At 33.0% G+C, this 14,037-nt stretch carries 14 protein-coding genes; 7 read left to right on the forward strand and 7 right to left on the reverse strand.

Annotated elements, in window-relative coordinates:
- Positions 1-19 precede the first annotated feature (19 nt).
- Positions 20-1,027, forward strand: a complete 1,008-nt coding sequence (gene porN, locus CW751_RS09285) for a type IX secretion system ring subunit PorN/GldN (protein ID WP_101334728.1) — start codon at positions 20-22, stop codon at positions 1,025-1,027.
- Between the two features lie 111 nt (positions 1,028-1,138).
- Positions 1,139-1,465, forward strand: coding sequence for a 2Fe-2S iron-sulfur cluster-binding protein (locus CW751_RS09290; protein ID WP_101334729.1), 327 nt, complete (start codon positions 1,139-1,141; stop codon positions 1,463-1,465).
- A gap of 2 nt (positions 1,466-1,467) precedes the next feature.
- Here the strand turns inward: CW751_RS09290 and nadE are convergent, their stop codons facing one another.
- Positions 1,468-2,250, reverse strand: coding sequence for an NAD(+) synthase (nadE, locus tag CW751_RS09295; RefSeq protein ID WP_101334730.1), 783 nt, complete (start codon positions 2,248-2,250; stop codon positions 1,468-1,470).
- A 3-nt stretch (positions 2,251-2,253) separates the two neighbouring features.
- On the reverse strand, positions 2,254-3,069 hold the full coding sequence (locus CW751_RS09300; protein WP_165779275.1) for an outer membrane beta-barrel protein: 816 nt from the start codon (positions 3,067-3,069) through the stop codon (positions 2,254-2,256).
- Between the two features lie 91 nt (positions 3,070-3,160).
- Between CW751_RS09300 and gldB the strand changes: the two genes are divergently transcribed.
- Together gldB and gldC are read left to right on the forward strand one after the other, a co-directional pair.
- Positions 3,161-4,168 carry a gliding motility lipoprotein GldB gene (gene gldB / locus CW751_RS09305; protein WP_133122185.1) on the forward strand — a complete coding sequence of 336 codons (1,008 nt, stop codon included), beginning with the start codon at positions 3,161-3,163 and terminating at the stop codon, positions 4,166-4,168.
- A 10-nt stretch (positions 4,169-4,178) separates the two neighbouring features.
- Positions 4,179-4,532 (forward strand): gliding motility protein GldC, encoded by a 354-nt coding sequence (gene gldC, locus CW751_RS09310; RefSeq protein ID WP_101334733.1) that lies wholly within the window; start codon positions 4,179-4,181, stop codon positions 4,530-4,532.
- 23 nt (positions 4,533-4,555) lie between these two features.
- Here gldC and lnt read toward each other — a convergent pair whose 3' ends face one another.
- Both lnt and CW751_RS09320 read right to left on the reverse strand, forming a co-directional pair.
- Positions 4,556-6,166, reverse strand: coding sequence for an apolipoprotein N-acyltransferase (gene lnt, locus CW751_RS09315; RefSeq protein WP_101334734.1), 1,611 nt, complete (start codon positions 6,164-6,166; stop codon positions 4,556-4,558).
- A gap of 215 nt (positions 6,167-6,381) precedes the next feature.
- Positions 6,382-8,679, reverse strand: coding sequence for a choice-of-anchor L domain-containing protein (locus CW751_RS09320; protein WP_165779276.1), 2,298 nt, complete (start codon positions 8,677-8,679; stop codon positions 6,382-6,384).
- 233 nt (positions 8,680-8,912) lie between these two features.
- Between CW751_RS09320 and CW751_RS09325 the strand changes: the two genes are divergently transcribed.
- From CW751_RS09325 to CW751_RS09335, 3 genes are all read left to right on the forward strand, one after another.
- On the forward strand, positions 8,913-9,770 hold the full coding sequence (locus CW751_RS09325; protein WP_317045807.1) for a M23 family metallopeptidase: 858 nt from the start codon (positions 8,913-8,915) through the stop codon (positions 9,768-9,770).
- Between the two features lie 108 nt (positions 9,771-9,878).
- Positions 9,879-10,574 (forward strand): inorganic pyrophosphatase, encoded by a 696-nt coding sequence (locus tag CW751_RS09330; protein WP_101334736.1) that lies wholly within the window; start codon positions 9,879-9,881, stop codon positions 10,572-10,574.
- Between the two features lie 82 nt (positions 10,575-10,656).
- Complete coding sequence (locus CW751_RS09335) at positions 10,657-12,093, forward strand: VWA domain-containing protein (RefSeq protein WP_101334737.1); 1,437 nt, start codon at positions 10,657-10,659, stop codon at positions 12,091-12,093.
- An 82-nt stretch (positions 12,094-12,175) separates the two neighbouring features.
- Here CW751_RS09335 and folE read toward each other — a convergent pair whose 3' ends face one another.
- The 3 genes from folE to CW751_RS09350 all read right to left on the reverse strand — a co-directional run bounded on the left by folE (position 12,176) and on the right by CW751_RS09350 (position 14,005).
- Positions 12,176-12,769, reverse strand: a complete 594-nt coding sequence (folE, locus tag CW751_RS09340; protein ID WP_101334738.1) for a GTP cyclohydrolase I FolE — start codon at positions 12,767-12,769, stop codon at positions 12,176-12,178.
- 21 nt (positions 12,770-12,790) lie between these two features.
- On the reverse strand, positions 12,791-13,222 hold the full coding sequence (locus tag CW751_RS09345) for a 6-pyruvoyl trahydropterin synthase family protein (RefSeq protein ID WP_101334739.1): 432 nt from the start codon (positions 13,220-13,222) through the stop codon (positions 12,791-12,793).
- 432 nt (positions 13,223-13,654) lie between these two features.
- On the reverse strand, positions 13,655-14,005 hold the full coding sequence (locus CW751_RS09350; RefSeq protein WP_101334740.1) for a T9SS type A sorting domain-containing protein: 351 nt from the start codon (positions 14,003-14,005) through the stop codon (positions 13,655-13,657).
- Positions 14,006-14,037 lie beyond the last annotated feature (32 nt).

Consider the following 14,037-nt stretch of genomic DNA (forward strand, 5'->3'; position numbering starts at 1 on the left):
ATGAATTAAAAACAAAGTCATGAAGAATTTAATGCTATGTACAATGTTGATTTTTAGCTTGAGTCTTTTTGCTCAAGAAATCAATGGAGGACCAATTAATAGCCGAACGGAAACGGGTGTTATTGATGGAGTTTATCTAAAATCAAACATTCCAACAAAACGGCTTATTCCCTACGAACATGTGCGTGAAGCTGATGTTATATGGAGTAAACGTGTTTGGCGAGCAATAGACCTTCGTGAAAAAATAAATCGTCCTTTGTACTTTCCATTGGATGAGTTTACAAATCCAGATCCGGAAACAGGAGAGGTAGAATGGGTTAGAAATGATAACCGTTGGAGTTTGTGGACAATCATACGCCAACATATTTTATCTGGTGATCTAACAGTATATTCAGACTACAACCCTGTAAGACCTTCAATAAAGGATGGTGATAAATTTAAATATCCATTATTACCTGAACCTGGTAAAAATTATGCAACAGACTCTATCTATAGAGATGAATTGTTATATTATTTAGCAGAGTTAGGTGAAGTTGCATTAGATCCATATCTAAACATATACGGAGAAGACTCAGTTGATATTAATGGAGAATTAGTTTATCCTCCTCGTGATACAATCTGGTATACCTCTAAAGACATTATTCAATACCGTTTGAAAGAAGATTGGTTTTTTGATAAAGAAAGATCAGTTCTTGATGTTAGAATCCTTGGAATTGCACCGGTAAGGTACTTGAAGGATCAAAACGGAACAATTTCTGGAACATGGACAATGTTTTGGTTATACTTCCCTACTGATTGTCGTTACGTATTTAACAATTACTTTGTTTATAATGAAGACAATGGTGCTAGATGGATGAGTTTTGATGATTACTTTATGAAAAGACGATTCAGTTCATTCATTTACAAGGAAGAAAACGTCTATGACAGAAGTGTTGAGAAATACCGTGTAGGTGTTGATGCCTTGATGGAATCACAAAGGATAACTGAGGAAATAAGAACCTTAGAACACGATGTTTGGAGTTACTAAACATTGATAAACAAATTGAAAAGCCGTATAATTTACTTTATACGGCTTTTTTGATTTAATGATTTGCAGCATATCAGTATATATGGTTATTTTTGTAAAAAATATTGAACGATGGAAGAAAACAGCATCATTGTAAACATAATTGATAGAGAAGGAGAAACACATAAATTAGAGGCTCCAACAGATATGAACATGAATATTATGGAGCTGTGTAAATCCTATGACTTACCTGTAGAAGGAACATGTGGTGGAATGGCTATGTGTGCTTCTTGTCAATGTTATTTAGAATCTGATCATGAATTGGAAGAACAAAGTGATGCAGAGTTAGATATGCTAGATCAGGCTTTTTTTGTTGAGGACAATAGCCGTTTAGGCTGTCAAATTGAAATCACTGAGGCAATAAACGACATTACACTCAGGTTAGCACCCGAGGCATAAACCTAAGATTTAACCTCACTCAAATCACAATAAGGTATTGGTTTCATTTTATGTTGATTCATGGTATTGTAACGTTTATAAATATCATAAATCTCTTTTTGACGACCAGATAAATCATCATAAGCTCCTTTATAATTCATAGCGAATTCAAGTTCGTCATAAGAGGCACCAATCTGATCTTCATCATTACGATTGTCACCCCATAGTCCGTCTGTTGGTTTAGCTTCAATGATTGATTTACATACGTTCAAATGACGAGCTAACTTGTACACTTCAGATTTTAACAAGTCTGCAATTGGATTTATATCCACTCCCCCATCTCCATATTTGGTAAAAAAACCTATTCCAAAATCCTCAACTTTATTACCTGTTCCAACAACGAGACAGTAATGCTCTTGACCAATAGCATATAAAGTGGTCATTCTAATACGGGCTCTAGCATTTGCCATAGAAAGATCGTTAGATCCAACAGATTCAGGTAATGCGTTTTTAAAAGTTATAAATGTCGACGTTAAATCAATTTCCAAAGAAGAGACGTTTTCATAAGATACTTCTAAATGATGAATTTGCTCTTTAGCTCTTTCATACTCTGCTGAAGACTGAAGGATAGGCATATTCAATAGAAGAACCTTTTTTCTAGTTTGTGCACATAGCGTAGCGACTACAGCCGAATCAACGCCTCCAGAAACACCAACGATAAAGCCATCCAATGGTGCTTCTTCCAAATAATCAACAAGCCAGTTAACGATGTAACTGGCTATTTTTTCACTATTAAATTGAGTCATTTCTTAAAATAAAACTGCTACTTTGAGCAATAGTTGACTTTGTTTTAGGCTTGGTGAGTAATATGCTCCACGCGTACCATCTTCTTCTCTTTGAAATAAAGACAAAGATTTATCATCGTCCCCGAATAAAGCACCTTCTTGTTGAAAAACTTCCGAAAAGCCATAATAAAAACCAAGTTCTGCCACTAAAACTGTACTTCCTGTAATATTATACTCGGCTCCGCCTGATAAACCAATAGATCCTTTATAAAAAGACATCACACCCGGTGAGATCATATCATCTAATTGTGTAATCTCTTTATCGATTGCACCTAATTCATTAAATCCTTGACCTTCGTTATTGGTTCTTGTTGTCAATAAAAAACTATTTCTAACACCAAACTTTCCATAATAACGCATATATCCCATAAAATTAGTTTGAAATTTAAGCATTACAGGGATAGTTAAATATATGCTTTTGTGCTTTCTCTCGTTCAGCATAAAGCTTGTTTCCGCGTTATTCGGTTCATCTTTTGCTTGAATCACATTCTTATCTCTGTAGTCAAAGAAAATATCTTTGTTGTAAGTTGTTCTGAAACGGTTAAAATCAAACTCTAAACCTGTTGCAAGACCAATATTATTTGAGAAATTCCAATCAAGTGCCATTCCTGCAACAAAATCACCTCCTACATTGGCATCAATGGTATTTGTTTGTGGTTTATTAAAGTTTAAAGCACCTCCAAAAGTTAAACCAGCCATAACTTTTTTATCTGCTGCATCTTGTGCATTTGCACTGAAGAACATTGTTGATGCTAAGGCTAAAGTCAATATTTTTTTCATATTTTTGGTAATCATAATTTCAATATGTGTTAGATACATCTTTTTAATGAGTAGTCTATCTACTTATATCTCACAAAAATAATCATAATTCATGAACTTTAAGAAAGCAATATGGTCAATTCTTATTATCTCCCTCTTTTTTTCATCATGCAAAAGCAATCGTTTGGATGTTGACATTAAAAAAACAGATAATGTAAAGATAAATTTTATAAATGCAGACCAATTATTAAACTCAACTGATATAATAAAAACCAAGAAAAATCTAGATAAGTTAAAGCAGGAACTTGGTAGTTTATTTGAATATGAACTGAGTCAAAATATTCGTCAAAATCTTAATGATTCAGTTTATCAAGCAGTTTTCAACTTTTATAATACGGCATATATATCTGATCTAGAAAAAGAGAAGTCTAAACTCTATCCAGACTTAGAAGATCGTAAAGATAAGATTATATCTGCTTTTAATTATTTAGCATATCATTTTGGAGATTCAATTATTCCTGAAAGAATTATTTACCTCAATAAGTTATTTAGTCAGGTTTCATGTTCGCAAACAGAAATTGCTGTAGGTTTAGAAAACTATATTTCTCCAAAGAGTGAAGTTATTCAATCCATTCCTAACAGCCAACTTTATCAATGGCAACGAGATCGCATGGATATTCAATATCTAGAGAGAGACATATTACTCAATTGGATTCAGGTACAATTATTTAATGAAATGGATGGTAAATTTGCAGAACATCTTATACAAGCTGGAAAAATTCTTTACATTTTAAATGCAGCATTTCCGAAAGCATCAGAGCGATATGTTTTGCGTTATAAAAAAGAACAAATGGAATGGGCCAATCAAAATGAAGCCATTGTCTGGAATTATTTAATAAAACAAGAGGTGCTCTTCAAGAATGATTTAAGAATGCGAACTAACTTTTTAAATGAAGGTCCTAAAACAGTTGGTTTAGCTGATGACGCTCCCGATCGTATTGGACAGTTTCTTGGTTATCGTATCGTAAAAGGTTTCATGGATAAAAACAAAGCATTATCTTTGTCAGAATTGCTAAAAGTAAGGTATAATACCATACTTCAAACATACGAAATCAAGTAATTAAATTAAGATGGAAAAAGAAGATAAAATAACCAAGACCTCAGAGATATCAATAAAAGTTGGAACAAATGAGAACAATGTACCTGTGCGAATGAAGTGGAGTGCACAAGACGGTAATATTGAAAATGCTGAAGCAAGCTCAATGTTTTTGTCAGTTTGGGATCCAAAAGAAAAAAATACCATGAAAATTGATCTTTGGACAAAAGAATTATCCATTGAAGAAATGAAACAATTCTTTCATCAAACCTTGGTCACAATGGCAGATACCTTTGAACGAGCGACTGGAGAAAAGAACATTTCTGAGGACTTAAGAGATTATTGTTATCATTTCGCAGAAAAAATGGATATTCTTCCAGAAGATTAACACGTAGAATTAATAGCGCTTACTTAAACAGAAGTTCCAAAAGTTTTCAGATACTTGACGATAGTTAATATAATCAATAAAAAGAAAACAAAAGAGAAAGAACGACCAATAACGTCTCCGTAGGTGATGTAAAATGTTGGCCTATTATTGAGATGAACAACTGATTTAAAAGCATCTCTAACCCAATAATCCGTAGCTTTTAAGACATCTCCTCTTTGATTAATCACACAAGAAGTACCCGTATTAGCAGAGCGTACAACGTAACGACCTGTCTCTACAGCTCTTAATCTAGCAATACTTGCATGTTGCTTATGACCCGCAGAATTTCCCCACCAACCATCGTTGGTTATTACAAATATCACTTCAGCCCCTTTTCTGCACTGTTCTGCAATCATACCCCCATAAATGGATTCATAACAAATAATAGGTGCAAAGGTGAACCCGTGACTATTGAGAACACGAGGCTCTTCTTCTACTCCTAATGTTCCAGAAGTGCCTCCATTTTGAACAGATAATTCCTCTAAAAAAGGAAACCATTCAGAAAAGGGAATTTTTTCAACACCCAAAACCAATTCAGATTTATGCACAAAAGAAGGAGGTTTTATTTTTGAAATTAATGCTGAAGTATTATAAGATTCATAAAACATGTCAGAACCTGCAATAGGTTTTGCTGCCGCACTCACCTTTTTATCAAATGTTTTATAGGTAGATGCACCAGTAAACAAACTAGTACCTCCCCAATTATTTACACGTTCTTGTAAGTAATTAAAAGCAGCCGATGTTTGATATTGATCTTCATTAAAAGGTTGTGAAATTGCTGTTTCGGGTGCTAATACGACACTTGTTTTTGGTGTGATTAAAGCTTCTGCATCCAATACAAACTTATCTAATTGCGTTTTTACATCTGTTGAAAACTTCTCATTATAAGGATCAACATTGGGTTGGGTAACCACAACTTCAATAGGATTTTCTTTTTCCTGATAACTAGCATAACTCCAATAGGATAAAAGAGCTGGAATAATTAATAGGAATATCGAAAGATAAATTAATGGCGTTTGAATTTTAAAGCTTTCCTTTTTAAAAATTAGATTAGATGAAATCTTAAAAACAAGCATATTTATTAACAAAATCCATAACGCACCACCTAAGATTCCCGTATATGAATACCATTGCACTATTTCAGGCACAGTTGCAAAAGTATTTCCAATATTAATCCATGGCCAGCTTAATTCCCAATGAAAGTGTAAATATTCAAATCCTATCCAAAAAAACAATAATCCTATATACCCCTCTTTTTGTCCAACATATTTTTTGGTCCAATGAAAAAGCATAAAGACCAAAGCCATTAAAAAACCGTTTAAGAAATAAGCCAATATTGCACCGGCCTCTCCTCCTATTGAATAATATATCCAATAGGTTGTTCCTAAATTATAAATGAAAAAAGTAATATAAGCGTGCAATAAAACCTTTCCTGACTTATATTTTTCTCGATATATATTATGCTCTACAAGAAGCAAAGGGACCCAAGCTATAAAAACCAATGGAAAAATACTTCCCGTATGGGGAAAAGAAACAACCATAAGTATACCACTCAAAATACTGAGTAAATACCTTTGTAAACGTGTCAACTTCATATCAAGAATTTTCGAATCATTACAAAGATAATATTGCCTACCTATTGAAAGCAAAAATCAGGTAAAAGTATTCTACTAACTATGTGTTTTGTTTTATTGAACTATCAAAGATTATGTGACTTCTAAATAAATGATTCCATTACCTTCACATCTGAATTCTAATAAAATAAATGTGGAAAGTGGCAAACATCACCAAGCAAATCATTTTAGACAAATTACCTTAAGACATTAATATGTCCTGTCTTTAACCTGGTTGCCTCATCATGTATAGTTCTATATTCGATTTTCCACACGTATGTACCATCGCGTACAACTTTATTTCTATACCTTCCATCCCATTCAAAATCGACATCATGGGATTCATAAATTTTCTCACCCCACCTATTAAATATCTTAATATGTAGCTCTACAATTCCAATTGCTTCGACTGTAAACACGTTATTTGCGCGATTCCCATCTGGAGTAAAAGTATTTGGAATATACAAGTAAACCTCATCTAAAATCACAATAGGTTTTGTAATTGTATCTTTACAACCATACTGATCTGTTGCTATTAAATTAATGTTATAATTACCAGGCACTTCATAGATATTATTAGGATGTGTCATTGTTGAAGTCGATCCATTTCCTAAATCCCATGTATAACTATCACCATTATTGGTTAAATTCTGAAAAGTTATCGGTAAACCAATAAACTTCGGTTCTGTAATCGCTTCAAAATTTGCCTTGGGTTTTACAACTTCTACAAAAGTTTCTGCTACTACTTGAAATGTTTGGCAATCATCTTTTACAATAACTGAATAACCGGTACTTTTTTTAGGATTAACCCAAACACTCTGTGTGGTTTCTCCTGAATGTGGCCAATTGTAATAATAATTTCCAAAACCTCCTGTTGGATTAACGGTAAGTAATACAGAATCGCTGGGGCAAACTTTTTGTTCTGGCGTAATATCCAATAATAAAGGTGGACTTAGGACAGTAATCGTAACTTCTGTTGTGTCTGATTCGCCGCAATCATCTGTAACAACCACAGTATAAGTAGAAGTTTCTCTTGGTGCAGCTTCGGCTTCCGAAAAAATACTAATCATCTGACCTTGAGGATTAAACCATTGATACGAATATTCCCCCGAACCACCTATTGCTTCTACAAATAAGGATTGTGGTACATAAGGACATTGTTCCACAATATCTGGTGTAGCATCAATAACCAATGGATCAAATACAGGTACAGTTACCTCAATAGTTGTGGTAGCGGTTTCATTTAAACAATCATCAGTAACACTAACGGTATAACTTTGTGTTGTATTGGGATTAACAAAAATAGTTGGTGTTGTTTCTCCTGTACTCCAACTATATGTGTATCCTCCGCCTCCACCTGTAGCCACAGGAATTAATTCAATTTCTTCACCAGGACAATTTAGAGTTTGATCATCTAATGTAATTTCAACAGGGTCTACAGGTTTTATGAAAAGTTCTATTTCTTGAGTTTCTATATTACCACATGCATCTTCAATTTCAAATGTCATAATTAAATTAACAACACCCGTAATTGCGGTATTATTTAAAGCATCAATTGTAAAACTCACTGTTCTTTGTCCAGGTGAAAAAGTTACTGAAGACGGAACAGAAGAGTAATCCAATCCTTCAACAGCTGAACCCGAAAGATCAATAGGTATGGTTAACGCTTGATTCAAATTCCCTCCAGATCTTGAGACCGTCACCTCTGCCCCTGTACAGTTTTGAGCCATCGTTTGACCATCACCTGTTGGGTCGCTAGTTAGTGTATATTCTACTTTCACTGGCTGTTCACTATTCAAACTGTTTTTTTCTAGAAATATACCCGAATCATAAATTGCATCTTGGACGTCTGCAAGAGCTATTACCAAATGATACGTTTCACCACATTCAACTTTAGAAACCGCCTCTAATGGAGTTGTAAACCCATCATATTGTACATAATAAGGGTTAGAATTATATGGACCATCATTCCCTGTACCATTATATTGATAGTAGGAAGAATTTAGTCCTGCATTCACATTATTAATGGTTACGGGTGAAGTCGTTCCTGGAATAATTGCCATGTTTTGCGTACCACCCGAAATACCTGGTCCTGATATAAAGAAAGCAAATACATCGTTAAACTCTGAGTTTACATATTCAGGATATTCCTCAGAGGCAAAAACATATTTAAACCGAACGGTATCGGATAAAGGAATGAAATCAAATTCTAATAATGTAGCATTATACGTTTGGGTATTCACTAAAGCTGAAAGCTGATTGTATCCACCATACCCGTTATCTATTCCCGCATTTTCTTTGGTATTTGGCCCGTGTGGACCATTTGGACCTGCCAGGACAGTTCCTGTGGTTAAAATAATTCCTTCATCAATACCTATACTAGCATTAGTAGCATCAAAAGTTCCAATAGCATTATTTGCACCAGAGTACGTCACATTTGAGACTTGAACTCCAGAACCTAGAAGTACATCTTCAACCAATTGGGTTGGGGTCATACCAGTATTTGTTTGCAACTGTCCATAAAGTACAGAGGAAGATAACAACATAAAATATAAAAAAATAGTCTCATTTGGTTATATGACGTTTAAAAGTACATAAAGTTGTTCTTTATCATACAATTAATAAGCCAAATTTAAAGTTCATATTTATCAAACTAAAATAATATTCAATAATTTAACTTAAAATAGCTTTTAAAGCTACTACATTAATATAATTTTGCAGCATCAAAATGAAAAAAAGAAGAAAAGAAAAAAATTGGTTCAAACGTTCTACACGAATTGTAGGAATGGATCCCGTTACGTTTGAGGAATGGTGGAGGATTAGAATAAATAGAATACAACTAATAAGCGTAATTTCTTTAATAATTATGTTCATATTCTTTTTAAGTTATTTCATTTTTTCATACACTCCTGTGGGTTATTTATTACCTGAAAATATTAAGAACAGGAACAAACAAAAAATTGAAAAAGCTGCTATAAGAGTTGATGAATTAGAGAAGAAAATCAATAAACAAAGCCATTACATTCAAAATCTTCAAAAAGTTATTTTAGGCGAAACTTCTATCGATTCTATTTATGAAATTAATAAAAACTTTTATGACAACAATATAGAAATTGATGTGGACACTTCAATTTCACAAGCCGAACAGCTATTAGATAAAAATATAAAACAATCAGCGGTAAACAAAGAAGCCGATCAGCGGAGGTATTTTGACCAATTGTTTTTGTTTGATCCTGTAGTTGGTGAAATCAGTCAGAAATTTAGAATTCCTAATCATGCGGGAGTAGATGTAGTTACAAAAAAAGACGCTCCTATAAAATCATGTTTAAGCGGTGTGGTGCTACATTCTTCATATAATTCAGAAGATGGACATACCATAATTATTAGTCATGAAAACGAAATTATTTCTGTTTACAAACATGCAAAAACAACTAATGTAGAAGTTGGAGATCGGGTAAAAATAGGAGAAACGATAGGAATAGTTGGAAATACTGGAGATAGAACTTCTGGTCCGCATCTGCATTTCGAATTATGGTCAGACATTGGTCCTCTTGACCCATTAGATTATTTTTCTTTTGGTCAATAACAGTCATTAATCTTACTAAACACCCGTTTATGTAACTCACTTTTTTCATTTCAAATTTTTCAGTACTTTTGCCTTCCTTAAAAATGAATATTTATTGAATTTATATATATGAACGAAGAATTAACAAAATTAAACCAAGCGTTGAAACAAAGATTTGTTGCTCATCCTTGGCACGGAATCAAAATTGGAGCTCAACAACCTGACTTAATCAATGCTTTTATAGAAATTATCCCTTCTGATACAATTAAATATGAAGTAGATAAAGAAAGCGGATATATTATGGTGGATCGTCCACAAAAGTTTTCAAACAACATGCCTTGTCTTTACGGATTTGTTCCACAAACATACTGTGACAAAGAGGTTGCAGCTTATTGTAATGAAAAAACAGGAAGAACTGAAATTGTTGGTGATCAAGATCCTTTAGACATTTGCGTCCTTTCAGAAAGAGAAGTAAACAGAGGTAATATTATTGCTGAATGTGTACCAATTGGTGGTTTTCGCATGATAGATGGTGGTGAAGCTGACGATAAAATCATCGCTGTACTCAAAGATGATCAAGTTTATGGCGATATGCAATCCATTGATGATGTTCCTGAAAAAGTTTTGGATAGAGTTAAGCATTTCTTCTTAACATATAAGGATTTGGATGGCGTATCTAAAAAAGTAGAAATAACGCATACATACGGTGTAGAAGAAGCCAAAGAGGTTATTAAACGTAGTTATAAAGATTATAGTGACAACTTTGGTGATGCAGACAATTTGCTTGCAGAAGCACTAAGTAATTTTGTTAAAGAAAAGATTTAAATTTCAAACAAAGATCATAAAAAAGGGGAGCAAGGGCTTCCCTTTTTGCTTTTTATGGCACAATTTTTCCTATTTTTAAACCATGAAATATTTGTTAATTCTCTCCTCTTTACTTTTTATTAGTCTCGCTCAAGCACAAGTTGTGTTTGATAAAACAGAATATGATTTTGGTGAACTAAATGGAAATGACAGTCGGTTTGTAGACATTTATCTTAAAAACAACACCAATAAAGATGCATTTATTTTAAGTGTAAAAAAACCAATTGAGGTAGTCTATATTCAAAAATCAGCATTGATTGTCCCAGATAGCTCGAGTATAATTCGTTTTCAAATTAATAAAAAAACAAAAGGCAAATTCTCTTATTCTATTCCTGTCTATACAAGTGACAAAAATGAACCCACAAACATTATACTTAAAGGAAAAATAGCTTCTTTACCAAATCGTTCTTCCAATTTTACTGCTTGTCCTGATTTTAGACAATCTCCAGGAAGCGGAAATCCTCTAGACTTTGTACTTACCGTAAGAACCATTGATAAGATAACCGGAGCGTCTTTAGGAAAATCAAAAGTAGCGATTCTACAAAACGGTGAAGCATTAGGAAAATGGAATACTTCCAAAAATGGAAATTTAAAGCTTAAGCTTCCTTTAGGCATTACTTATTTTTATGCTACGCACCCTGGATATTATGCGGCTGAAAAAGGAATGTATGTTAATTTTAAGAGAAACTTTATTGAATTAGCCTTAATACCAAAAGAAGAACAGCAAAAACAAGAGGTTGAGAAAGAGCAAGAAGAATCTGAAAAAGAAGAGGAAATAATTGCACAAATAGACAATAAACAATCTTCTATTGATATAAGTGAACTTATTGAAGAGGAAGAGGAAGAAGAAACAAATAGTAAAGACTCAGCGTTTGCACCTCCACAATTTAAAGATTTAGATAAAGATAATTTCGATGCTTCGCATTTTAACCCGATCAATGTCGTGTTTGTAATTGATGTTTCATCTTCAATGAGACAGGCAGATAGAATAGAGCTTTTGAAATATTCTTTAGACCAATTGGTACAAATGCTAAGACCCCAAGATAAAATTGGCTTGGTTTCATATTCTAATGACGCAAGGGTTTTATTAAAACCTATAAGTGGTAATAGAAAGAATGAGATTTCCGAAGAAGTAAAAAACTTAAAAGCAGCAGGACTAACCGCCGGAGGAGCAGGAATAAAACTGGGTTACAAACAAGTGCGCAGAAACAGAATAAAAGAAGGTCAAAATCATCTAATCATTATAACCGATGGGGCTTTCAACAAAAACTCTGGCGATTACAAGAAGTACATTAAAAAGAATTTACGTAGAAAAAATATTACGATGAGTGTTGTTGGAATAAAAAGTAATGAAAAATCTGAGGAAAATATGCGTGAAGCCGCCCAGTTAGGAAATGGAAGATTCATATTAATTGAAAAACTCGCTGATGCACAATCCAAATTAAAACAAGAAATTCGGTTAACCTCTTTTAAATACTAAAACATACCTCAAATTGGAAACAACTACTAATTGTATAAAAAAATATGGATCAATTATTTACTTCATCAAAAGAAAGAAAGAACTAATGTAAATTAGCTTGAATTAAATTAATAAATTCTTTTCTCGTGCTATCATTTTGCATGAATAAACCCTTAAAAGCAGAAGTTGTTGTGGACGAATTCTGTTTTTCTACACCCCGCATCTGCATACACATGTGACTACATTCTAATACAACCGCAACTCCTTTTGGATTTAAAGTTCTTTGAATACAATCACGAATTTCTAAAGTAAGTCGTTCTTGAACTTGTAACCTCCTAGCATAAGCATCCACAATGCGTGGCAACTTACTCAACCCAACTATTTTACCATCAGGAATATAAGCAATGTGCGCTTTGCCAAAAAATGGCAACATATGATGTTCACATTGTGAATATACTTCAATATCCTTAACGATAACCATTTCAGAATAGTCTTCATCGAATAAAGCACTTTTGAGTATCTCGTCTGGATCTTGTTTATAACCTTGCGTTAAGAACTGAACAGATTTAGCAACTCTTTCAGGAGTTTTTAGTAAACCTTCTCTTTGAGGATCCTCTCCTAAGTCTTTCAATACCTCCTTATAAACCTCGGTCAATTTAAGGGTAATATTTTCGTCGTAATCAAATTTATTTTCCATTCAAATTCATTTTTCACACTGTTAATATGGTGTATTTTCACCAAAGTACTCTACATAATTATTTTCTGTTTCTTCGAGCCTAATTTTCGCAAGCTCTCCTCCTGCCTCTTGAATAGGTTTTTCTATTTCCTCCCAAATTTTAATCACTAAGTTTTCAGTTGAAGCCAAAACTCCATTCATAAAAGGAACATCTAAGTTTAAATTCTTATGATCTAAAGCTTCCACAACATGATCTTTCATTATTTTGCTCAAATCTTTTAAGTTAATAACAAATCCTGTTTCTTCATGCGGAACTCCTTTAACTGTAACAAAAATATTAAAGTTATGTCCGTGCCAATTTTTATTGCTGCATTTTCCAAAAACGGACTCATTTTTCTCATCGCTCCATTCTTCATTCCATAACTTGTGTGCAGCATTAAAATGTTCTCTGCGGGTAATGTAAACTGTTTTCAATTCTAAAAAATTTAGCTACAAAGATACAAACGTTCAAGAAACTATATTGTTTATTAGTAAGTAAAAAAAAACGCTCTGAAGAAAGCGTTGTATAAATTTTGATAAATAATGTTCTTAAAGGTTAGGTAAAATCCAATGAAATAGGAGTTTCGGAGTATTAATAACTACGTAATGATCCATTTAGGTTGTTTAAAATGATAAAATGAACTCTCTCAATCATTGCAGCGCATCTCTTATTTTACACAACTTAAAGATTGTTTTTTAAACAATGAAAACCTGCTTGACTCATAATGATCATTTTATTGACTTTAGCATCTATTGGTTTTATATACCAATTGTGACTTACAAATTCAGAGTATCCTTATCACTAAATCAAATACTATTCTAAAGTAAAAACAACCTCTACAGAGCTTACGAAGCTAAAAAAGTGGATTACCTTATAAAAATTGATTTCATCCTAATTTCATTGTCCATGTGAAGTTTAACGAAATACTTTCCTGGCTTTAAATTATCCAATTCGAATTCATACTTCTTGTTTTCCGAATCAACGTATTTATAAATAAGTGTTTTTCCTCGTTGATTGATAATTGCAATACTAGAAAGATCATTTTCTACGCCCCAAACGTTTACTTCAATCAGATTGTTTTCCAATTGATGGACTTCAAAAGAAACCGTATTAAAATGGTACTCCTGTTGTTGTAACTCAATATTTCTGACATTATCTTGCGAAGATGCGTTAAGAGCTGAAATAAAAGCAGCAACTAAAATCATTTTTTTCATCATAATTATATTATATATTTTTATGCAAATATATA

Source organism: Brumimicrobium salinarum, from assembly GCF_002844555.1.
Lineage (GTDB): Bacteria > Bacteroidota > Bacteroidia > Flavobacteriales_D > Crocinitomicaceae > Brumimicrobium > Brumimicrobium salinarum.